The following is a 21,780-nucleotide window of genomic DNA, read 5'->3' as shown; positions in this document are numbered from 1 at the left end:
TTCCGACTTCGCTTATCCGGGCATTCAGCTCGGCAAGCTACGACGGACGCGGTCAGGGAGGACGGCGCGGGGAATAGTAGCTTTCTTGAATAGACCACGATAAAATCATAGTATGATCGTATTATAGAGAAGAAGAGTACCAGTTGCTGGAGGAAGCATAATGAGCAAAAAAAATAAATTTTTAATGTTATATCATGTCTTGAGCTTGCTTATGCTCACAGCGTCAGCAACCTCGCAAACTCGCAATGCCAAATCTTCAAACGCTAAATCTCCAAAAAAATCAGAACCATTACTCTTCTCTTTTGAATTAGATGTGCCACTCAATTTTGGAAAAACGCATTTCATTGTCGGGTATTCTCCCGATGCATCAACCAAGGAAACGCGAAAGAAACCAGAACCAGTAGCATCCGATACGCCCTTTAATTTTATTTGTGATGGTTGCATAAAGCAGGTGTTTTTTTCTCCTGACGATAGTGTGCAAAAAGCATTACTGCATTTGATTGAACAGGAACAAGAATCAATTAGGATTGCCACTTTTACTTTTACCGATGGCGATGTGGCAGAAGCATTAATAGCTGCAAAAAATCGCGGCATTGCCATAGATATCATTGCTGATGCGGGATGCGTAACAGGTCGATTTGGAAAAATCCCCCTATTACAAGAACAAGGGTTTAATGTTTTTGTGTATGATCCTGATTACAAAAAAAATAACAAAAAAAGTTTTAGCGCCAGTATTATGCATAATAAATTTCTTATATTTGGTAGAAACTTATTAAACAAATCAATTGTGTGGACAGGGTCATTTAACATTACCAAATCAGCGCATAGCCAAAATCAGGAGAATGTTATTGTGCTTGATGATGCGCAGGTGATACAGAAATATGCACGTCAATTTGAGGTGCTTAAAGAGCGATCTCATCAGCCCAAAAAAGTACGTAAAGCAAAACAACAGCAGCCTGAATTGGCAGTAAGTTCGGTGATTAGTTTGAGCAAACGTGGAACAGTATTTGAGGATATGGAAGAAGCGCGCGCTTGATAGATTTGTGTGTCCAAGAACAGTTTTACGGGATATAAAATATCACGCATAACGCGAAAAAGTTTCAAAGCTTCATTACTACAATTCCTTCTTGGCTCGCCACTATGCTATTCTGCTTTTCTTTAAAAGGCAAGTAATTTTTGTTACGATGTTTTTTTACGTAACAATGCCAGCACTGTTGCTAGGTCATTGGGGATTGGTGCAGTGAATTGGTACGATTGCCCATCTAGAACAAATGAAATTGCATGAGCGTGCAATGATTGTCGATTGATAGCAAGTGACGGTTTTCCGTAGACGGTATCGCCAATAATGGGATGGCCAATAGCAGCAAGATGCACGCGGATTTGATGCGTGCGGCCGGTGACTGGTTTGACTTCTACAAGCGAGCTGTCCTCAAAATATTCAAGTACGGTATAATTGGTCAAAGCATTGCGTCTTTTTGCACTGCTGTAGATTGAAGGGTCAAAGGTTGCCATTTTTGTTTTTGTTCTCGTGCACCGACCAATGGGCAGATCTACCGTCCCCGTTTTTTCTGGGTGACCTTGTACGAGCGCAAGATACGTCTTATGAATTGTTCGTTGTGCAAACATAGCACCAAGAGTTGCATGGGCATAGCTTGTGCGTGGAATAATAATAATACCAGAAGTGTCCTTATCAAGACGGTGCACAATGCCGGGTCTTCCTGCGTCGCCAATGGCCGAAATTTCTTTATGATGCGCAAGGAGCCAATCTACTAAGGTGAACACCGTGCTTGCAGTATGGGGCTCGTGGACCATCAGGCCTGCGGGCTTATCAATGATAAGAAACTGTTCATGTTCAAAGATAACAGTGACAGTAAGTGGTGTGTCGGGTTTTTCGATTTGTTCTATGGTTTTTACGGGAGGGAACTGCACGACTACCAGGTCATTGGTTTTGAGCAGTACGCCAGTTTTTTTGATGGGCTTGCCATTAATGGACACAAGATTATCGTCAATCAGGTTTTGAAAAAAGCTCCGTGAATACCCAGGCAATTGTTGCGCGAGATACTTGTCAAGACGCATGGCCTGTTCTTGGTCTGTGACCGTGAACGAAAAGATACTGTTGGGGGCTATTGCCTGATGTTTTTCCATGAGGGGATCCTTATAGGGGTTTTTGAGCGTATAAAAATGGCTTCTATAGACCTAAAAACGCTTATTATAAGGGTAAAAACATTTGAAATTAAAGTCAAATGGACAACGGTGGTATAATCGTTTACCCTGAAGATAAAATAGCATTATCTGTCGAGGGCAACCTCAGTTTTTATGAGAAAATAAGACTAATATCTGTGCGAGGGTGGCTCGATGATTTTGCCTACCCCCCTAACCTTAGGGAACCATGATGAATGTACGACAAATTTTAAAAGAGATTCAAGATAATATTAAGGCCGTGATAGAACAGGATTCCGATTGGGGAGTTCATCTTTGGCAAGAACTTTTAAAAATTCACCCTGCAGATATTGCAGATTTCTTCGCTGATATTAGTCATGATGATTTCCAGGCATTATTTTTGGCTTTGCCCAAGGATTTGAAGTTGGAAGTTTTTGAAAATTTTTCCGATGGATTTCAGGCAGAAAGTTTATCGTTTTTGTCTGAGCAAGATAAAATTGATTTATTGAACGACATGCCGGTTGATAGAGTAACTGACTTGCTAGAATTACTAAGCGATCAGGATTTCAGGCATTATCATAAATTGCTCCACAAAAAAGCACGGGAAAAAGTACTATCATTGCTTAAATTCCATCCAGAGACTGCTGGTGGCATCATGGATATTGAAGTCATTACGCTTGTTAAAGATTTTACGGTCGAAAAGAGCATTAAAATTTTGCAGCGATTAAGTCCAAGTCGCGATATTCACCAGCAAATTTATGTTACTGATACGGGACATCGCTTGGTTGGCCACATTAAATTAGAAGATTTGGTGCTTCATCAATCACAGAGCTTAATTTCATCTTTTATGCAAGAAAACGAATATGTTGCGCAAGCGGAAGAAGATCGAGAAACGGTAGCAAAATACATGGTACACTACAGCTTGATGACCATCCCTGTTGTGGGCAAAGGAAATCACTTTTTGGGCGTCATTTCAAGTGAGACCTTGGTAGATGTCTTGGTAGAGGAAGCGAGCGAAGACGTGCAAAAAATGGCGGCATTGACCCCATTGAAATATCCATACTTTGAAACCTCATTTTTTAAGATGTTATTTCAACGGAGCTATATTCTGATTCCGTTACTTTTGTTTGAATCTCTTTCGGGCACCATTATACGTTCATACGAAGATATTTTAGGGTGTTTTTTAATATCCTTTATACCGATGCTTACGAGTGCGGGTGGTTACACCAGTAGCCAGACCTCTGCAATGGCTATTCAAGGTATGGCCTCGGGTGACATTAGAGGGTCAAACATGTACAAGTTTTTGCGTCGTGAGTTTCTGATGGCCTGCATGTTGGCGTTAGTATTAAGCATCGTTGCCTTTATACGTATTTATTATTCTTCGCACAATGTTTTACAGAGTCTTGCCGTTGGATTGTCTCTTGGTGTTATCGTGGTGATGTCAGTAACCCTTGGTAGCTGTATTCCCTTTGCCTTGCGTCGCTTTCATGTTGACCCTGTTTTTTTTGCCGGACCTTTTTTGGCAACGATCATGGATATTGTGGGCGTTATGATTTATTGCTACATTACGACACTCATTTTAAAAGCTTTTTAGCTCATTAAAAGGTTTTTATTGAGAATTTATAGTAATTTCTTGACAAAAACCCGCTAGAGATATAGTTTTTATAGGGTAATTTCTTTATTATATTCTTATTTATTTTGAAGAAATCATTTATTGATATACCGAGCCGCTAGCTCAGTCGGTAGAGCAACAGCCTTTTAAGCTGTGGGTCGTTGGTTCGAATCCAACGCGGCTCACCAGATCTTCGCTTATCCGGGTCTTCTGACTCGGCAAGCTACGTCTGGCTGACGCCATCTTTTCTAATGAGTTGGCAGTTTAATCATTTTGAAATTCATGTCCCTGTCGTCTAGCCCGGTCTAGGACGTCGCCCTTTCACGGCGAAAACAGGGGTTCGAATCCCCTCAGGGACGCCAGTCTTCGCTTCTGCTTCGCAGAGCTTCGTCTGGCTTCCGCCATTACTTATGGAAGAAAAAATTACTTTAAATGTTAGTTGCGGAGACTGTCCGAAGTAGTTCCGAGTTTACGAGGAACGAAGACGGACCGGCCCCAATAAGAAGTTGATATTCTTCATTCCAGTTTTTTTTAAGAAAATTCCACTTATGTTTTTCTATGTTTACATGATACGTTCTATTAATATTCCAGAAACTTTTTATGTTGGTTATACAACTAATATTGAGGAACGGTTGGAAACACACAACTCAGGTGGGTCTATTCATACAAGGAAAGATAGGCCTTGGGAGTTAGTCATTTGTATGATGTTTAAAGATATGGATAGAGCAAAACAATTTGAACACTATTTGAAGTCTCAATCAGGTAGGGCATTTGCTAAGAAAAGATTATGGTAGACGTGAGCTAGCATTCCCTATCAAGTCCTTTAAGATACTAAAAAAGCATCGTTTATTTAACGATGCTTTTTTGTTGCTCATTTTTAATAAACTAAACATTAAAATAAATATTGATAGAACAAAGCAAAGTATGCCCTTCGTAGCTAGCTGCGTAAGCAGATGCGTAGTAGGGTAGTCTTTAACATGTATTACGTGTATCTACTCATTAAAAATTGGTAACATACGGACTGAAACTGGCTATAAAAATTATAAGGTTGTCTATTCATACTGAAAGGTTGTGAATGTTAAATATCTACGTAGACGCTGATGCTTGTCCTGTAAAGGAAGAAATTTTTCGGGTGGCTATGCGGCATAACCTGCAGGTTTATTTAGTAAGTAATAGTCGCCTTAATATGATAGTTGATAAAAACGTGCACAAAATACGGGTTGAGTCTGATCTAGATGCTGCAGATAATTGGATTGAAGAACATATAGAGACTGGTGATATTGTGGTTACCTTCGATATATTACTGGCAGAGCGGTGCTTGAAAAAGTGTGTAAACGTTCTGAGCCCAACGGGTAGAATTTTTAATAATGATACTATAGGTGTTGCAAAAGCAATGCGTGATTTACGTGCTCATTTACGTGAAACAAGCGTAGCTTCAAGTTATAACGCTACTTTTTCAAAGCAGGATCGCTCTTGTTTTTTACAGTCATTGGAAGAGATGATTCAGACAATAAAAAGACGTTCTTAGACATCAAAAAAGTAATGTTCCGAACTTTTAAATAAATCATAAGCCAGGCTAGAGACCTCCTGGCTTAATCGAGTATCGATATCGCTGATTTCTTCTCGGAACTGCTTATTGAGGAGCGTATTTATTAAAGGCGCTTAGTTTTTCTTCAACTTTTTGACTGCCAGCAGCTACAGCAAATCTGCATACCGCCGATTGACAGACAAGTGGAACACCGAGAGAATTCCTTGCGGATGTATAATTATTTGAAAGACAATGACCAAATTCTCTCTCTGCAACAAGGGCTTCTTTTTCTTTATACATTTTTTCTGCTGCAATCTCCTGTTCTGAAGTTGGCTTTTGGCTAATGTATTTATAAGCTTTATATGTTCCATAAGTACCCAAAGTACCCACTACGCCGCCGACAATATAAGGAGTTGCAGGTGCAGCAGCAACATACAATGCCCCTGCCTTTGCAGTGCCACCCACAGTTATGCATGCTGCTTTTACTTTTGCCCCTGTAGCTGCTAAACCAGAACCAATAAGTGCAACGGTTTCATAGCCAAATCTCGATCCAAAATTTGATGATAATTCATTAGTAGCAGGTAAGTGAGTTGTCAATACTTCATTCGCTTTTTCTACACTGGCTACAAGCATAGGTTTAGGGGCTGAAAACCAATTCCTAATTGTATCATACAAAGAAGCTTGTAGGAAATTTGTTGTTAGTGTCATGCTTATCAAAAGCGTGCGTATCATAATGTTTTTATTGTAATTCATAATATTTCCTATTGCTGTAATTTTTCTAATTCTTGATTAATATTAATAAGCTCTTGGATCTTGTCTTCATATCTTGCAACAAGCTCTTCAATGAATTGTCTTTCTAAAATAACTTTTACAAATAAAAATCGCAGGGATTGAAATGAACCAAATTCATTAGGATTTTCTTCATCAAAAAAACCTTTTATCAGAATCTGTTTAATATTCTTATTTTGTTCAATAGATTGTTCGAATAATTTTAAAAAAGAATCGTTAGAAGCGTTAATTTCTTTAGTAATTAATTCAACGTCTTTTTCGTCTAGTTTTTTTATGTCGTTTTTTTGTTTAAATAATTCTTTTTCTCTTTCAAGAACTGACTCAAATAATTCTTGATAGAGAGATCCTGATGAATTAATAATAGTTTCACTTTCGCTTATTCTTTTACTAATATCGGCAATCTCAAGCCTTTTTTGAAACCTCATCTCTTTAAGTTCTAGTATTCGAGCGACATTGTTTCCATAACTAGAAAGAGTAAAGGGTAATAGCGCTATGCTAAAAAATATGCTTTTATAATTCATGATATTCCTTCTGAATAACTATCGATATATAATTGTTTCTGATTTAAATTTCTTCTTCCAATATTAAGCGTTGAAATAAATGGTAGGACATAAGGACCACCATTTATTTCAACGCTTAATCTAATGATCAATAGAGAAAGCGGTAACTTAATGGACTAGATTTTATCAATCCATTCATTAACCTCATCTTCAATATCTTCGAGGTTTTTTTGAGTATAAAAATGATGCTTTATCCATATATGCCATAAAATGATTAAAATGAGCCAACCAAGCACAGTATGTAGAAACATAGGCATTTATTTTTCCTTAAAAAAACGTTTTCTTAAGTATCGAGAAATAATGACGAATTCATCTTCGCCGTTTAGAACATACCATTTCATATAATACAGTATAAGCCAGGTAAACAAGACACCTATAACTAGTTCATACCAATAAAAATAAAAAAACCATGTTCTCATATTATGCAGGGCCTGTTGCTACGCCAAGAGCTATGCCACCCGCTATTCCGGCAGCAGTAGCAGCTTTATGAATTGGTATTGCCATCATTTTGTGGAGTGTTCCAGCAGTAGCTGTATAAAAAACAGGTCCTGTACACACAGCTATTAATTGAATCGTTCCATGACCTAGAAACGTAACTAGACCATAACCAATAGTGGATCCAACCCATGCGCCACCAATGCCGCCGCCTTTTAGCTCGACAACCGCGTCTACTTTATATTCACCATTATCATATTGGCTTAGTTTGAATTTTCCTACTGTGCCATATTTAATGATATCGTTAATCTTGCGACCGCGTAAAAGTTTATCGGTATCATAAGAATTAACCGGTATTACTTCCTCTCCGTCAGCAACAAGAAAGCCTTCTTTGTTATAGAGAAGTTGTTTATTGCAACTTGTTGAGGTCATTCTTTCTTGAGGAATACAAAAGGTAGCTTCTGATAAATCAAGATTATCTAGCTCAGAAAACTTATGTTGTGTTAATTGATTCATACCAAATGATTGTGAAGAAATGAGTAACATTGAGAGAATTACTGATGCTTTTTTAAATATCATTATTTATCCTTCTTTTCTTCTGAAGGAGCTGGAGTTTTTGTAGCGGTATCTTTAAGAGGCGTCGATACAGATTTATAAGTATGATAGCCAGAAATACCTGCTGCGGTAACAGCATGCGCCAATCCGATATATGGCGCCGTATATGCCAGTACTACTTTTGCTACACCGAAACCAATACCAACACTGGCTGCTTTTCTTAACAAAGAAGCTTTATTATTGTCTTGATTATTGTCCATTGCAAATGAACTTGTTTCTACGAATGCTGTGAGGAAAAATAAGCTGAAAAACAACTGCTTACGTTGCAACATGATGGATTCTTTCTGTGGTTAAATATAAGGATTTTTTTTGAATATTTTTTGCTAATTGCTATCCCCTTTAGTTTATAATTTTAAGTTTATCGGAGGATTTTACATGCTTGTCCTTTCATTTCTCAAATTTGGCTTGAGATGTTAATCCAATCTATGGTCTTTGGTAGCTGGAATGAGTAACAAAAAATTAGACATATTTTCTTTATTTGAATGCGCGCAAAAAACGAGCGAGACAGAGTCTATTGGTTCAATTAACTTGTGAGCGCGTTGCCTGAAATTATTATAAATAAATGAAGATTTGGAGAAAGAATTTGGCGAGAAGACTTGTACATAAACTGCCTTTATATGTGCAAAATTTTTTAGAGAAACTACTTACTGTTTCTTACGATATTAGATAAATACGCTAAAGTCAATAACTCAGTTAATACTGTATAAAATAGACAAAATAAAAAAAAAGGTTAAGTTATGCACAAATAGGTTTTAACTAAGGAGAGCCATGATAACGTCTTTACATGAATTAAAGAATGAACAAGATGCAATACGATTACAATTATTTGAGTTGTACAAATTGAGAAGTAAATCTATTCTAAAAACTTCTAAAGACATTAATATTCCATATACGTCACTACGAAGTTTTATGTTGGGTAAGAAATTGCATTCTCTTAATTTATTGAAAATTAAAGATTGGTTGCAAGGCGTCAAAGAGATTTGATTGTGAAATCGGGTTTTTTGTTTTAAGCAGTTTGGACTATCGCTCTTCTGGGTTTTTACTCGTTACTTCTAAGTGTCAAAAAAATTTAACGCGTAGCATGTAAGAAGTTTTTCTGGCACTCTTTTATTAAATACAGCCAATGCTGCGCATATATTTTTTGCATCTTAAAGTCTCTAGTACTTATCTCGCGATATTTTTGCACTAAAAATTCTTCAGTTACTTCTTCCCATTCTTGCACAATAACAACCGGCAGATCATCATATAATGGATCCAACGATGATGTTTTGACGACGGGGATGCTTCCCATAAGAAGTGCTTCCCATGTTCTGTAGCAATCTAATCCATTGCCATGGGGGCTGAGAACGAACAGCGATGATACAAGATCTTCTAAGTATTCATTCCAAGGTCTGCCATATCGTCTGTATGCCCATGGTTTATTAAGAAACAGTTTATAGATCGGTATTCGGGAAGCTCGTGTATCCTCTAAATAAAAATTTATATACAGCAGATGTTGTTTTTGGATGTTGGGCAATTTTTTTGTTACCTCGTCTAATATTTCTACGTTGCCAAAGGGCCAGTAGGAGTTAGCAATCCCAATGGGAATCAAATGCAATTTGGGATGTCGATGAGTAATCTCTACGTTCATGGCAAACCATGCAATGAGTTTTTCGTCATCAAGAAAGTTTTCATAATTACGTATGGCAGGGCTGTCTTCATTATGAGAAATCAAAATGTAGTGTGCTTGGAGCAGCGGATGAACTACATCAAAAAAATAGGGGATTAAATTTGATCGTACAAAAATAATGTCGCCGTCATGTATGTCATTGGTATTAAACGGAATTCTTAATTCATCGATGCAACACGAAGCAAGTGTCCGCAAAGTGTCGCCCGTTATATAAGGAAAGCTCGACAATTTTTGGTTATTGTCTGCAGCTTGAAACCATTCACGTGGGCTTGGTGGAGGCGTTAAGGTAATCGGATACAATTCAAGGGTTAGTAAGGCAATTACATTAAGTGAGCGTAGTATTAATTTTAATGTATTCATTTTTTCTCTCTTATCTAGCAATGTGGCGTGAGTATAACCTTAAAAATATAGGGTGATGCAGCCGAGTCTGAAGATGTATTGGTGTTAGGTAAGGTGCTTTGAATGCCGCCGAGTATGTAACCAATCACTGTGGGCTTTTTAATTTTTTTTAAGTTTATCACTTTATTGCAGGTTGTAGGAATATCACATGCGCGAATGAATATGCCGCCAGCTCCAAACAGCAGCTGGTTATTGGGATTTGATGCTTTTGAAAGAATTACCGGGTATTGGGTAGGTAGTAAATATTGTTCATATAAGCCGCAACGATTTCGTTTAACTATCGTCATTTGATTAGTAAATGGAATTTCAGAATCGGTTTGAAATGTTTTATTTTGGAAAAATCCGAAGGTAATGCCGCCGAATAATATCGTGTACATATTGCCATGTTTTGATAACAGTTCAGCATGAGGGCATGCGTAATTATTCATTCCTTGTTTGAAGGTTGCCGATAGGGTAGGGTCAGCCATTGAAGGTTGTCCGTTAGTGGTAATCTCAACGGGCACGGTCCAAATGCCTGTATTGAGAGTAAAAACTCCTGAAAGGGCTACAAAGCCAGGAACTTTTTTGTCATCTTTATTATATTGTACGATAGGGACAACATTTAAATCTCTGCGACGATAATTTGGGTTTGGTGGTGTAGCTGGATACACAATTACGCCAAGATAGTCACCATTATCAACGATACGAAATCTACGCACTTGTTGTGTGTAATCGCCATTTGAAGAACCATTATAAAAACCTGCAAAATTTTGGCCAAATATAAGCAGTGTTGGATTTTTGCCTACTTGATACATCGCGCCTCCTGTTACTTGAAAAACAGGATTTGAAATTTGACGAATATACTTTGATGCATGCGAGGGGCAATTGGGGTGCTTTACCCAATGCATAAGGCCGGGAACATCAATGGCCGTGAGAGTATCTTTAGTGGAAAAATTTCCGGTAGCTGTATCAACGCCATAACCACCGGTAATATATAGTGTTTCATCAGATTGATAGTACTGTGGAGCTGTTGAGAACTCACTTTTTTTGTATGCATGTTTACAACAAATATGGTAGTGTTTTGCTGACTCGGTGGGAAGTTGTTATTGTCGTTGTTAAAATTATGCAGTCCATTGGTACGTCCGGCTATCAAAAGAATTTCAGACTCACATTGTCCTGCTGCAGATGATTGTATCCCTCCAGGTATGGTAATACTCGAAGGCTTCACGCAAATGCTAAAAGGAAGTGGCTTATCAACGAGTACCGGCGTTAGGAGATCTGTTTGGTTGTCTGAGCCAAGGCAGCGCGTAACGATGAGCGTAATTAATACTATTCTTTTGCCCTGAAAGATCTCCGACAAAAGTCTCCGATCTTTCATTTTAATCTGTGTGTGTTTTCGCGCACGAAATAGTTTCATAAAGTATCCTTTAAAAATTTTCTGGCATAACAAAATCAGCTACAAAAATTTGGCACGTTTGGTCCGGACCTCTTTTGGAAGTCCAGGTGATTTGAGTACCATCTTTATTAAAACTGGGCAACCCATCAAAGCTTGTATGGTACGTGAGTCGATACAAAGTTTGTGTGTGAATATTTAATAAATAAATTTCATATTGATGGTGGCCATGCAGTGAGGTGGTGAAAGCTATTATATTACCATTCGGATGCCAAAATGGCGCCCAGTTCACCGCGCCGTTCATAGTCAGTTGTTGTGTGTGGCCGTCATTGAGGGAGATAGCGTAAATTTGTAAGTAATCTTTTTTTTCCGGATCGGTTCGGTAGACGATTGAATTGCCGTCAGGTGAAAAAAATGGACCACCATTATAGATAGAGGTTGTGTGGGTAATTTGCTGCACGTTTGAGCCGTCGGCATTCATAGTATAAAGATTCATAGACCCGCAAGCGTTGCTTGCATACACGATGCGCTTGCCATTGGGCGAATAAGCGCATTCTGCACAATACGCAGGCCCACTGGTTAAGGGCACTAAGTCCGTGCCGTCCGGATTGGCTTGGTAAATATTCATGTAGGGTGTAAATTCCCACACATAGTTTTTAGTGTCGCGTTGATATCCTGGCACTGTCTGCATAGCTTCATCATCCATAGCAGGAGCATCGTGGCTGGAAGCAAAAATTATTTTCTGCCCATCAGGTCTAAAGAATGCGCAGGTGCAGGCGCCGCGGCCCGTGCTCACCAAGTGTGGTGCGCCTTGTTCGATATCAATTGAATAAATTTGGTACTGTTTTTCACCCGTTGGTACGGCTTGAAAGATAAGCGTTTTACCATCGGGAGAAAAATATGATTCTCCAGCTTTTTCAAAACCCATTGATGGGTTGGTGATTTGTCTAATATTGCGTAGGGCTCTATTTTCAGCTGGGTCAACGGTGGCCAGACTTTGCAAATAAACTCCCAGCAAGAGCATGCTCGAGTAGCGCTTCATGAGTAACATACGTATCCTTTTTTATGGACATGTTTTTTGTTGAATGTTATCAGGTTATTCGTTTTTGACTATACCTCGTATTAAAAAACAAACACTTATTAGGTTTCTGGAGATCTGTTGACACGATGCGGAGAGAACCTCTAGGATAGTATTTCAGCATATGAGCATTGTAATACTATTTTTCTAGAGAGGATTGTAATGATAGAAAAAATTCAGAGGCATTATTTTTTAAGCTTTGTATTGTTATTAACGTCATCGCACGTGTATTCAGTTGCGCCTAATACCGTGGTTGCGACAATTACTACAGGTGTCACACCTGCTGGGCTTGCTGTTACACCAAATAATCATTTTGCCTATGTTGCAAACAATAATAATTATGGCATTGCTGGTGAGGATACGGTGAGTGTATTAAATCTCACGGATAATCTTCTTGAGCAAACTATTACGAGTACCACTTTTAGTGAGCCGTATACGGTGACTATTAATGCGGCCGGCACAAAAGCGTATGTAGCTAATAGCAATGCCGCGACAATCTCTATTGTAGATATAGCGACTAATACCGTTACAGGCTTGATTGGGGGTTTTGATGGACCATCCGGCATGGTAATAACACCTGATGGTACTACAGCATATGTGAATAATTATGGCGGACCAATCCTTGGCAGTGGTCATGGAAACACGGTACGTGTTGTTGATTTGAATACCAATACTATTGTGGGACCACCAATTATTGTGGATCTTGCTCCTGCTTCATTGGCAATAGCACCTGATGGTGGACTTGTTTATGTTATTACCTACAGTGGTGGCCTTCCTGGTACTGGCCTTATCAATATTATACAAACGAGTAACAATACAGTAGTTGGTACGATATCAGGATTCTCTGGACCATTTGCTATAGCAATAACACCCGATGGCAAGTACGCCTATGTCACTAATTTTGGGAGCAACAATTTTGCACCAATAGGCACAACCGTTGCTGTAGTTGATTTAACAAGTAATACAATAATTAAAATGATTGATCTTGCCATACAGCCTTCGGGCATTGCCATTACGCCCGATGGCCGCTATGCCTATGTGAGTAACTATAATACGCTGTATTCCAACGGCGCCCCTGCATTCACTGGTTTAACCGCGGGACAAGGCACCGTGAATATTATTGATATTGCCACCAATACCGTAATTCCTCCAATAATACCAGTTGGACAATCTCCTGATGCAATTGCAATATCTCCCAATGGTCACTACGCGTATGTTTCTAATTACACATCGAATACCGTTGATGTTATAGCATTGCAATCGTTTCAAATTACGGGACAGGGTTGCAAAACGCACAATGTGTTTTTGCTCCAAAGAGATTTGATAAATAAATTAACCTGGAGTGCAACAGGTTCATCATTGCCGGTGAGTTATTCTATTTATCGTGATGCTGCATTAACTGAATTAGTTGCCATTGTTCCAGCTACAGCTCCGCTGCAATTTTTAGACCACAATAGATCGCCAAATGTGGTATATACATATTATGTGGTGGGCACTAACGCTGTTGGCACCACTTCAGAGCCACTTGCAATAACTGTTACACAAAATTGTTAAAAAGTAGGAAGTAAAATCATGATGACAGGTAAAACAATACGTTCTTTTTTAGTTTCATTATTTTTTGTTTTTTCATTGCAGGCAAGAGACATTATTTTAGAATTCAAGGGTGCTTACTTCAAGCCGACTGATTCTGAATTTAAAAATATTTATGGCAAGGGCGGTGCTTTGTATGGCCCGGAGCTTACGGTGCAAGTGTGCGAAGATACCCCATGGTATGCTTTTGCCGGCTTTAATTATTTTCACAAAAAAGGACACTCCATTGGGCTTTGTGATGAGACAACCGTGAAATTGATTCCTTTGGCTCTTGGGGTAAAGTATCTTGAGCGCATGTGTGATGATCGCGTTGACTTTTATGTTGGCTTAGGATTTCAACCAGTGAATGTTCGCACAAAAAACTGTTCTGATTTTGTTTTTGCAAATCAATCGAAATGGGGCTTTGGTGGGATAGCAAAAGTAGGCGCAAATTATCGTATGGATTGTAATTTTTTGATTGATTTGTTCGTTGATTATAGTTTTGTAAAAGTGGGCAGCAATGATTGTGATTGTTTAATGGGATTGCAATCAGTAAAGGCTAACGTGAGTGGAGCCATTTTTGGCGCCGGGCTTGGGTATAGTTTTTAATTGTTTATACTGCAACACAAATAACGACGAATATTGTTATATTTGCTATAGTTCTAGCGTGAAATCTGAGATGAATAGTTTTGAAGCAGTGGCGTTTAGATGGAAACAACAAAATAACTATTTCATTGCTCAGGATAAAATTTATGTATTTAATTCGTCAGACGTGTTTATTAGCTTTTATCTTTTGCATGGGAGTTGCTCAGGCAGAACAAAAAACCAGTGTTTATAAACAGGAGCTCAAAGCATTTAAAAATAGCTTAAATTACAAAATTATTTTTAATGAAGATGCTCATCCGGATCTACGAAATATTAAAACGGCGATCGAAAATTATCAAGAGCTTACTCGGTCTCAACGACTTTTGCGTTTTATGTTTACTATGTTAATGCATGGAATTGTAGTAACGCCTGTTACGATGCCGAAAATGTATTCATATGTAGACAGTATTTGTAAGCAGAATGATATGAAGACACCAACCATCTTTCTTACTACGGATAGTGGTTTTTTTAATGCTTGTGCTTGTAAACTTTTTACAAGCACAGGAGCAATTATTATAAATCAAAAATTATTACTCGAAACATCGGACGAAGTTTTAGAGGCTGTTTTAGCTCATGAGTTAGGACATATAAAGTATAATCATGTAAATAAGAAGCTAGCTATTTTAATTCCTATTGCTATAGGAATGCATAAATTAGTGGAGTATATTGCTCCCAATCGGTACGATATTTTGGGTTATCATGTTGACAATATGTACCGTGCTAAGATCGATATTATCCATTATTTTAAAAATGTAATAAAGAATTTTGCTACATTGGGCTTAGTGTCTTTAATTATTAATAAGCGATTTGAAAAAGAAGCTGATGAGTTTGCCTATAAAGAAAATGGTAAGGGAGAAGGATTGATCGAGTTCTGTGAAGATCTTCAGCAAAAAGAACAAAATAAAGAAGCTGATTTTTTAGAGACTTATATTAAGTTAGAAGAAAATAAGTCAAAGTTAGCTTTGTTTGATCGCTTGGAGTTAAATGTACGTTACTACTTAGTCAAGGCAAACAATAATATTTTAAAGTGGTTTTATTACAATACACCATTAGGCGAACATCCAAGTCATGAGGATCGCATTAAAGCGGCACAAGAATATCTTGATGGGCAACCAGCGTAAAAATATTAGCTCAGAAAATATAAAAAGTGGGGGCCGAAACTACTTATAAAGATAGTTAATGGTACGCTTTAATGTTTTTCTTTTGATCTTTGTAGCTACCTAATCAAAGCCTGTATGCAATAAGAGCAGGCCAATACAAATTTTATAGGGATAATTTTCATGATAAGTTCGATGTTGCTGCAACAAGCTCTTGGTGTCTTTAATCTTTCCATTCCTTTGATTTTTTTGGCTTATGGTAATCCAACTATGTTTCGTAGTCGCACGGCCATTGTTCTTTGTTCATTAGCAATGGGTGGATATGTTGGTTATCTAAATTATTCAGGAGCTCAGAGCCAGACAAGAGGTTTGCATTATTATCCATCACAACAATATCAAGTTGCGTTTGATAAGGAGATTTCAGCCTGTGGATTAAATCCTGATACCATTGATATTAGGTATGCATATGCTGGCGATGGCATCGCCATGGCCCAATTAAATACCGTAATTATTGATCCGCGTATGTGGAAAAACATTGAACATGATGCCCAGGTAAAAAGTGTGTATAAACTATTAGAGCCCGTTGTCGCGGCCCTTCCTGAGAATACAAAAGAACTTCATAAGAAAATTAATACGATGCTTACCGAAGATGCACAACGATTTATTTTCAGGCATGAACTTGGTCATATTTATCATAACTATTCTATAAAAAAGATTATCATCTGCGGTGTCATTGGAGCATGCGTAGCATTTGTTGGCATTGGTGTTGCATGTTTGCTTATGTCATACCCTATTGCTGCGATTATGCTTGGTATGCTTGCCGGAGGTACGACTGACGTATGTTTGAGTTATAGTTCAAATGCATTATTTACCTATTACGAAGAAAAAAAAGCAGATATGTTTGCAGCGCGCTACAGCACTGCAGAAGAAATTCATGCAGCAGCACAATTTTTTGCTGCTTGTCAGGAGATATCTAATGAATACAAAAAAGAACATATGGGACTTCTTGCTCATCTTCCACAGGCAGTTGCATCTGGCCATCCAGATGGTGCGACGCGAGCAAACTATTTAATGACGGTCTAATCTTTGAGCCATTCTTTTATTTTCAACAAATTAAGGTAGCTCAGTTTTTTACCCAGCATGAAAGATCGCAAGGAAGTATAGGCAATCTTTATGTCTTTTGATGTGCCTAAAATAGACTTGTTTCCTGATTTGTATAATTCAAATAATTGCAATCGCATTGCATCTTGTTCGTTCTTTAATTCATGTAAACTATTTGCCATGGCTCTCCTTAGTAAAAATAACTCTTTGTGCATAACCTAACCGAATTTATTCTTTTGTCTATCTTTGTTGACTTTAACTGAGTTGTCGACTATCGTGATATGCAGCAAATAATTAAAAATAAGATTTCCTCATTTTTCAATAAGACTTCTCGGTCTTTGCCATGTGAAAGGGCGCCGTATAGATATAACACTAAATTAACACGAATCATCCTAAGATTTAGATGTTACAGTTTCATGTATGTTAAGCGATCATGAAAATATGGGCACGTTATCATCACTCTTTAAGTACGATCGGACACCTTTCATGGTATGCAACAATAGTTTTTTTACACGTTCAATTTTTCTACGATCTTTTTCAGGCGGCTTGTCGCATTTAATGCTTAATCAAGACAAACAGATTAAACAAATTTCATTACGTATAAAATCAGATTAAAAACTTTTGACGGATGTCTTTATGTCGCATTCATGCTGATGTTTTGTCGCGAGTACAGTTGAATTTTAGTGAAGTAAAAAAATCAAGTAAATATTATTAACATATTATTCGAAAGGGCTCTTACCAATAAATTGAGAGTTTTTTGATGCCGTGCATTTTACGCAATGAGAAAAATAGAAAAATAATTATTAACTTTTAATGATGATAGGATGCCAATAATGGTACAAAGAAATATAGTTGCAGTTGCTTTTTTGATGTTAGCTACACATGGTTTGTCTAATGCTATGTTTCCAGCAAATAAGCCGAATGAAGGCGCAAAAAATCAACAACAAGCAACAAGTGGTATTAGTAAGGCGTCAGCAGCCGCTACAGTTGCTTATGTAGCCTGGCCAACAACCACGGCAATAGTAAAGGGTGGCTGTTGTTTATTTCCGAGTACTCTTGTTGTTGCGGGCGCTGCAGTAGCTGCTCATCAGGGTTACAAATATTTTACTCAGCAAAAATCTGCAACTGAAAAGAAATAGTAGCAATCCATCAATTTTAAAAGAAAGTGTGATCATGTTAAAAAGTAAGCAGTCATATTTTAATCTCGTTATGTTATCCGCCATTTTTATAAGTAGCTCGTCATTTGGTATGATGACTCAAATTTCGGGCGCATCAGTGCAGAAATTAGGGGAAGCAAAAAGAGCTTCGCTATTTCATGATGGAGAGAGTTTCCAAGTCAACGAAGATGGACAATATAAAGAAGTGCCGAATTATTTAGTTGATAAAAATATAAGAAATGTTGATACGGCAAGGCTGAGCAAAATTCTTGCTCATGGGTATTTAACGCTTAATAAAAATAGCGAAGGTGAATTTTCTGTTAAAGAAAATGGTCGTCTTAATGGTGGCGGGCCTATCACTGGAGCAGTGCTTTATTGGCTTACTAAATCATTATGTTGGGGTGGAGTTGGAGCAGCAGCAGGAGCAGGTATTACGGCCGCTGTAGTTGCAACTGGTGGTGGAGCAGCGGCGGCAGCTATTGGGGCAGCGGGTAGCGCTGTAATTACGGCTACGGCAACTTCAACTTTAGGAGCTACTGCAGTAGCTGGAGCTATTGCAACATCCGCCACCGCTACTGCAATAGCTACGACCGCTTCTGGAGCAGCAATAGCAACAGCAGCAGCAACTGGTGCCGGAACTGTTGGATTAGTGGCGGGTATTGAGGCAGCATCAATGGCTGCCTGGGCTGCAGGAACTCTTTGTCCATTTTGTCCATAAAACTAAGGTATAAGAATGCAGCTATTAAAATATGCAAAAACTCCATTTTATCACTTAATGGCATTAATAATTGGTTCTATTATTGGTTATTTCGTTGGCCGTTTTTTTAATTGGAATTTGTTTATTCCTTTTGTATGGGAAAACGCTCATCTATATATATTAATTGCATTAATATATATGGTTGCCAGTACAATTTTTAACTATTGGTTTGAGGGTAAGTTTTTTGATGGGTTTAAGAGTTAATATTGGATGGTATATTTTTACTCTAGAGAGCACTATATGGTGCTCTCTGTGAATATGGTTAAAGGAACATTATGAATTATAAAGGCATGTTATTAAGTTTTATTCTATTGCCAGTTACGATAACTAGTTATGGCAATGATGTTGAGGCGCGTATAAAAGAGCTTGAACAAAAGTATTTTGAAAAAGAGTTGGAGATTTCTGACCTTGGTAAAATGATTGCCGAAAGAGATGAGATTCTTCGATGTGCTAGGCAAAATATAGGAATTCTTTGGGATACAATTAAGAGACAGAAAGCTGATGCAATAGCAAGAAAGCATGGAAAGGACCTATCAGAAGAAGAATTTGAGCAGGTTGGTATAATTATGCAGGCTTCACTGAATGAATTTGTAAAACAGTTTGTAGTCGCTCTAGGGGCCAATCAAGAGATTAAGGGCATGCTTACAAAAGGGCTCTATGATCAAGAGAATATTGATTCTGCAACGTCCTTTGAATCTGCACGATTTATATTAACAAGAGCGATTCTTGAGCACATGTTGTTGGAAAAGCTTGTAGCCAAGTATGAGGCATGCGTAGAAGAGTTAATTAAATTTAGTCGAGAATTAACTGCATTAAAAAATAGGTCAACACATGAAATATATTAAAATGATCTTATTATATTCTTTTTTAATTCTTACTGTCCAGTCAAATATCTTTGCAATTAAGGCTATGGGTGAAGTGGCAGCAACAACAATTATTGAAGGAGTAAAAGAGAACCTACCAGCAGTTGTTACGGCATCGACGGGCTTTGGCTATTATTTTGGTGTGGGAGCTTTAGAGAAAATAGGTGAAGGCGTAACAGCAACTGTGGGTGCAGTAAAATCTGGTGCTGTTGCGGTTAAGGCAGCAGCTATTGTTGCTGCACCTTATGTAGCAGTTGGGACAGGAGCTGGTGTAGGCGTTTATGTGGCTTATAAAGTGTACAGATCTTATCATCCTACTTTAGCACAGATGATTGCAGCAGAAGAAGAAGCTAAAAAAAAGGAAGCTTTTGTTACGGAAGTCGAGTTCGGCAGATGCCTTTCTAAAAATCAAACATCGGAAAGAAACCCAGTTGGTGTTCCTATGGCTTGTCAATCTCTAGCTTGTAGATTAGCTCTCGCTGGTGGTAGCCAAAGAGTTGATAAGACGATGAACAATTTTACTAAGTATGCACCTCAATAAATTTATTTGCTAAGGGATTCTAGGTGCGCGCTGTTTCATGGCAATGTGCACCTAGAAAACATTGCTTACTATTGCAATTGAAAGACGATTTTTTAATGTAACCTATTTGGTTGAACTATAAAGGATAGATATGTGGTACTGGTATGAAACATATTTTATGGGGCTTATATCATGTGTTCCATTGTATTATGTACATTATTATATAAAACAACGGTACATATGGAAGAAGGATAAAAAATGACACAGTTCACCCATAATCTCATAGCATTATCTCTTCTCACGATAACATGGCATTTGCTACTCCAAAAGTATTTTATTAGACGAAGAGAAGAGTTAGAATTTTGGTCTAAATGGTGGAATAAGAAATTTTAAATAAATCTATTAAAAGATAGTTAAACTTCAAAAGGAACCTTATGAATTATAAAGGCGTATCTTTAACCGTATTTCTATTGCCTTTTGCTATTGCTAGTTATGGCAATGATGTGAAGGCGCGCATACAAGAACTTAAAGTCGTTGAATTTCAAAAAGAGCGGGAGCTTTCAGATCTTGGTGAGATGATTGCCAAAAGAGATGAAATTCTCCGTTCGTTTCATGATGATTCGCAATATCTTCTTAGAGAACTTATAAAAAGAAAAACCGCTGAATTAGAAGTAAAAAATGGTGTTGGCGGATTATCAGAAGAAGAAAAACAAAGAATAGCTGATGAATCGAGAAGTTTTGTAAACGATTTTTTGTTCGATTTTTGTAAGAAATGCGATAGTAACGAGAACATTGAAAATATTTTAAGTGAGGGTCTTGTCTATCAAGAAGAGGGTGTTAAATCATTTGAATCATTAAGATTTTTTTTAATAAGATGCGCTTTTGAGCGTGATTTTATAATGAGGTTAGTTAAAAAATATGAAATCTGCATTCAAGAGACAAGACTCATTAAGCAAGAATTAAAGGACTTAGAAAAAGTAGAGACATCCAGTTATGAAACTGAAACTATTTAATACTGTTAAAGTACAAGCTCACTATACCATGGCCATATGAGCTTTATCCAGCCTATGTTGTAGGCACCTTTTTAGGGCTCGTAATAAAAGAGCGTTATTTGGAAGAATAAGCAATGAGGTTCGCATTGAAGCAGCACAAGAATATATTGCTACGCAACAAGTATAAGATAACGAAGATATAAATAACCGGGGATAGAAACCATTCATGTAGTTTTTGGTCCCCGGTTTAGTTTTTAATAATAAAGAACTACTATTATTTTTGACGATGAGCTTCTAAAAACCATAATGACTTATCAAGAACTTGAGTTAAGGCGATATAGAAGTCGCTGGTTGCCATATCTTCGAGCTCTTCTGTTTTTTCAATATTCGTGCGAGATAGTTCGCCTAAGATTGCAATATTATGCGTTAAATGCTCAATATGATCTTCCCATGAAAATATATTTGTCGGATAAACGCGTAGCTCGGTATTTTCATGTGTCGCCTGAATAGTGCCCAAAGCTGTTCCACCCAAGCTGGTAATGCGTTCTGCAATAATATCAACGTGCTCTTCAATTTGTTCGGCAAGTTCGTCCAAGAGTTTATGCAATCCAATAAAGTTAGGACCCTTCACATTCCAGTGCGCTTGTTTTAATTGCGCATAAAGATCTGCTGTGGAAGCCAACGATGTATTGAGTATTGCTACTAATTCAATGCGATTTTTTTCAGCAATGCTTATTTTAGTTGTATGCATAATAGATTTCATGAATATCCCCCACCTCTATTTTTTACTTCTCGTAGTTTTCCCGCCATCGTTTGTTAGTGTGTGATATTATGCGATGGTTTTTCAATACTTTTTCAAAAT

The 21,780-nt window shown here is 37.7% G+C and carries 27 protein-coding genes and 2 tRNA genes; 17 read left to right on the top strand and 12 right to left on the bottom strand.

The genetic code is table 11. The annotated features are described in order from the left end of the window. Positions 1–160 precede the first annotated feature (160 nt). Positions 161–1,036, top strand: a complete 876-nt coding sequence (locus NTX86_02825; GenBank protein MCX5922235.1) for a phospholipase D-like domain-containing protein — start codon at positions 161–163, stop codon at positions 1,034–1,036. A 143-nt stretch (positions 1,037–1,179) separates the two neighbouring features. On the opposite strand, the gene NTX86_02820 is transcribed toward NTX86_02825, so the two are convergent. Then, entirely contained in the window at positions 1,180–2,145 is a 966-nt protein-coding gene (locus NTX86_02820; GenBank protein ID MCX5922234.1) for an RluA family pseudouridine synthase, read from the bottom strand. Positions 2,146–2,389: 244 nt separating this feature from the next. Here NTX86_02820 and mgtE point away from each other — a divergent pair, with 244 nt between their 5' ends. From mgtE to NTX86_02795, 5 genes are all read left to right on the top strand, one after another. Beyond that, positions 2,390–3,754: a magnesium transporter gene (gene mgtE, locus NTX86_02815; protein MCX5922233.1), complete on the top strand. Its 1,365-nt coding sequence runs from the start codon at positions 2,390–2,392 to the stop codon at positions 3,752–3,754. 130 nt (positions 3,755–3,884) lie between these two features. Next, positions 3,885–3,960, top strand: a tRNA-Lys gene (locus tag NTX86_02810). Between the two features lie 96 nt (positions 3,961–4,056). Beyond that, a tRNA-Glu gene (locus NTX86_02805) sits at positions 4,057–4,134 on the top strand. A 186-nt stretch (positions 4,135–4,320) separates the two neighbouring features. Next, entirely contained in the window at positions 4,321–4,566 is a 246-nt protein-coding gene (locus tag NTX86_02800) for a GIY-YIG nuclease family protein (GenBank protein MCX5922232.1), read from the top strand. Between the two features lie 281 nt (positions 4,567–4,847). Beyond that, positions 4,848–5,300 carry a YaiI/YqxD family protein gene (locus tag NTX86_02795; protein MCX5922231.1) on the top strand — a complete coding sequence of 151 codons (453 nt, stop codon included), beginning with the start codon at positions 4,848–4,850 and terminating at the stop codon, positions 5,298–5,300. A gap of 105 nt (positions 5,301–5,405) precedes the next feature. Here the strand turns inward: NTX86_02795 and NTX86_02790 are convergent, their stop codons facing one another. The 5 genes from NTX86_02790 to NTX86_02770 form a co-directional block, all read right to left on the bottom strand. Continuing rightward, positions 5,406–6,053, bottom strand: a complete 648-nt coding sequence (locus NTX86_02790) for a hypothetical protein (GenBank protein MCX5922230.1) — start codon at positions 6,051–6,053, stop codon at positions 5,406–5,408. A gap of 8 nt (positions 6,054–6,061) precedes the next feature. Then, on the bottom strand, positions 6,062–6,610 hold the full coding sequence (locus tag NTX86_02785; GenBank protein ID MCX5922229.1) for a hypothetical protein: 549 nt from the start codon (positions 6,608–6,610) through the stop codon (positions 6,062–6,064). 155 nt (positions 6,611–6,765) lie between these two features. Next, positions 6,766–6,906 (bottom strand): hypothetical protein, encoded by a 141-nt coding sequence (locus NTX86_02780; protein ID MCX5922228.1) that lies wholly within the window; start codon positions 6,904–6,906, stop codon positions 6,766–6,768. Between the two features lie 163 nt (positions 6,907–7,069). Further along, the gene (locus NTX86_02775; protein MCX5922227.1) at positions 7,070–7,663 is read right to left on the bottom strand and encodes a hypothetical protein; all 594 of its coding nucleotides are present in this window, start codon (positions 7,661–7,663) and stop codon (positions 7,070–7,072) included. Continuing rightward, a complete protein-coding gene (locus NTX86_02770) occupies positions 7,663–7,971 on the bottom strand; it encodes a hypothetical protein (GenBank protein ID MCX5922226.1) in 309 nt (102 codons plus the stop codon). The genes NTX86_02775 and NTX86_02770 overlap by 1 nt, the downstream gene beginning before the upstream one ends. A 496-nt stretch (positions 7,972–8,467) precedes the next feature. On the opposite strand from NTX86_02770, the gene NTX86_02765 reads away from it, so the two are divergent. After that, positions 8,468–8,683 (top strand): hypothetical protein, encoded by a 216-nt coding sequence (locus NTX86_02765; GenBank protein ID MCX5922225.1) that lies wholly within the window; start codon positions 8,468–8,470, stop codon positions 8,681–8,683. 85 nt (positions 8,684–8,768) lie between these two features. Here NTX86_02765 and NTX86_02760 read toward each other — a convergent pair whose 3' ends face one another. From NTX86_02760 to NTX86_02745, 4 genes are all read right to left on the bottom strand, one after another. Continuing rightward, on the bottom strand, positions 8,769–9,728 hold the full coding sequence (locus tag NTX86_02760; GenBank protein MCX5922224.1) for a hypothetical protein: 960 nt from the start codon (positions 9,726–9,728) through the stop codon (positions 8,769–8,771). A 14-nt stretch (positions 9,729–9,742) separates the two neighbouring features. Then, complete coding sequence (locus NTX86_02755) at positions 9,743–10,561, bottom strand: hypothetical protein (protein ID MCX5922223.1); 819 nt, start codon at positions 10,559–10,561, stop codon at positions 9,743–9,745. A gap of 80 nt (positions 10,562–10,641) precedes the next feature. After that, complete coding sequence (locus NTX86_02750) at positions 10,642–11,163, bottom strand: hypothetical protein (GenBank protein MCX5922222.1); 522 nt, start codon at positions 11,161–11,163, stop codon at positions 10,642–10,644. Positions 11,164–11,173: 10 nt separating this feature from the next. Next, positions 11,174–12,190, bottom strand: a complete 1,017-nt coding sequence (locus tag NTX86_02745; protein ID MCX5922221.1) for a hypothetical protein — start codon at positions 12,188–12,190, stop codon at positions 11,174–11,176. Positions 12,191–12,379: 189 nt separating this feature from the next. Here NTX86_02745 and NTX86_02740 point away from each other — a divergent pair, with 189 nt between their 5' ends. From NTX86_02740 to NTX86_02725, 4 genes are all read left to right on the top strand, one after another. Further along, complete coding sequence (locus NTX86_02740; protein MCX5922220.1) at positions 12,380–13,771, top strand: YncE family protein; 1,392 nt, start codon at positions 12,380–12,382, stop codon at positions 13,769–13,771. An 18-nt stretch (positions 13,772–13,789) separates the two neighbouring features. After that, on the top strand, positions 13,790–14,395 hold the full coding sequence (locus NTX86_02735) for a hypothetical protein (GenBank protein ID MCX5922219.1): 606 nt from the start codon (positions 13,790–13,792) through the stop codon (positions 14,393–14,395). 80 nt (positions 14,396–14,475) lie between these two features. Next, the gene (locus NTX86_02730; protein ID MCX5922218.1) at positions 14,476–15,552 is read left to right on the top strand and encodes a M48 family metalloprotease; all 1,077 of its coding nucleotides are present in this window, start codon (positions 14,476–14,478) and stop codon (positions 15,550–15,552) included. Between the two features lie 159 nt (positions 15,553–15,711). Next, positions 15,712–16,611: a M48 family metalloprotease gene (locus tag NTX86_02725; protein ID MCX5922217.1), complete on the top strand. Its 900-nt coding sequence runs from the start codon at positions 15,712–15,714 to the stop codon at positions 16,609–16,611. Here NTX86_02725 and NTX86_02720 read toward each other — a convergent pair. After that, complete coding sequence (locus NTX86_02720) at positions 16,608–16,811, bottom strand: hypothetical protein (GenBank protein ID MCX5922216.1); 204 nt, start codon at positions 16,809–16,811, stop codon at positions 16,608–16,610. The two genes, NTX86_02725 and NTX86_02720, sit on opposite strands and share 4 nt — an antisense overlap. A gap of 651 nt (positions 16,812–17,462) precedes the next feature. Between NTX86_02720 and NTX86_02715 the strand changes: the two genes are divergently transcribed. The 6 genes from NTX86_02715 (at position 17,463) to NTX86_02690 (ending at position 20,939) form a co-directional block, all read left to right on the top strand. Next, positions 17,463–17,768, top strand: coding sequence for a hypothetical protein (locus NTX86_02715; GenBank protein MCX5922215.1), 306 nt, complete (start codon positions 17,463–17,465; stop codon positions 17,766–17,768). A gap of 34 nt (positions 17,769–17,802) precedes the next feature. Beyond that, positions 17,803–18,504, top strand: a complete 702-nt coding sequence (locus NTX86_02710) for a hypothetical protein (GenBank protein ID MCX5922214.1) — start codon at positions 17,803–17,805, stop codon at positions 18,502–18,504. A gap of 15 nt (positions 18,505–18,519) precedes the next feature. Continuing rightward, positions 18,520–18,747: a hypothetical protein gene (locus NTX86_02705; GenBank protein MCX5922213.1), complete on the top strand. Its 228-nt coding sequence runs from the start codon at positions 18,520–18,522 to the stop codon at positions 18,745–18,747. A 71-nt stretch (positions 18,748–18,818) separates the two neighbouring features. Beyond that, positions 18,819–19,388: a hypothetical protein gene (locus NTX86_02700; protein ID MCX5922212.1), complete on the top strand. Its 570-nt coding sequence runs from the start codon at positions 18,819–18,821 to the stop codon at positions 19,386–19,388. Next, positions 19,375–19,947, top strand: coding sequence for a hypothetical protein (locus NTX86_02695; GenBank protein MCX5922211.1), 573 nt, complete (start codon positions 19,375–19,377; stop codon positions 19,945–19,947). The genes NTX86_02700 and NTX86_02695 overlap by 14 nt, the downstream gene beginning before the upstream one ends. Positions 19,948–20,360: 413 nt before the next feature. Continuing rightward, on the top strand, positions 20,361–20,939 hold the full coding sequence (locus tag NTX86_02690) for a hypothetical protein (protein MCX5922210.1): 579 nt from the start codon (positions 20,361–20,363) through the stop codon (positions 20,937–20,939). Between the two features lie 253 nt (positions 20,940–21,192). Here NTX86_02690 and dps read toward each other — a convergent pair whose 3' ends face one another. Continuing rightward, positions 21,193–21,681 carry a DNA starvation/stationary phase protection protein Dps gene (gene dps / locus NTX86_02685; GenBank protein ID MCX5922209.1) on the bottom strand — a complete coding sequence of 163 codons (489 nt, stop codon included), beginning with the start codon at positions 21,679–21,681 and terminating at the stop codon, positions 21,193–21,195. Positions 21,682–21,780 lie beyond the last annotated feature (99 nt).

The sequence above is a fragment of the Candidatus Dependentiae bacterium genome, assembly GCA_026389015.1.
Lineage (GTDB): Bacteria > Babelota > Babeliae > Babelales > Vermiphilaceae > JAPLIR01.
Note: the sequence above shows the minus strand (reverse complement) of the source record. Positions and strands in the feature narration are given on the sequence as shown.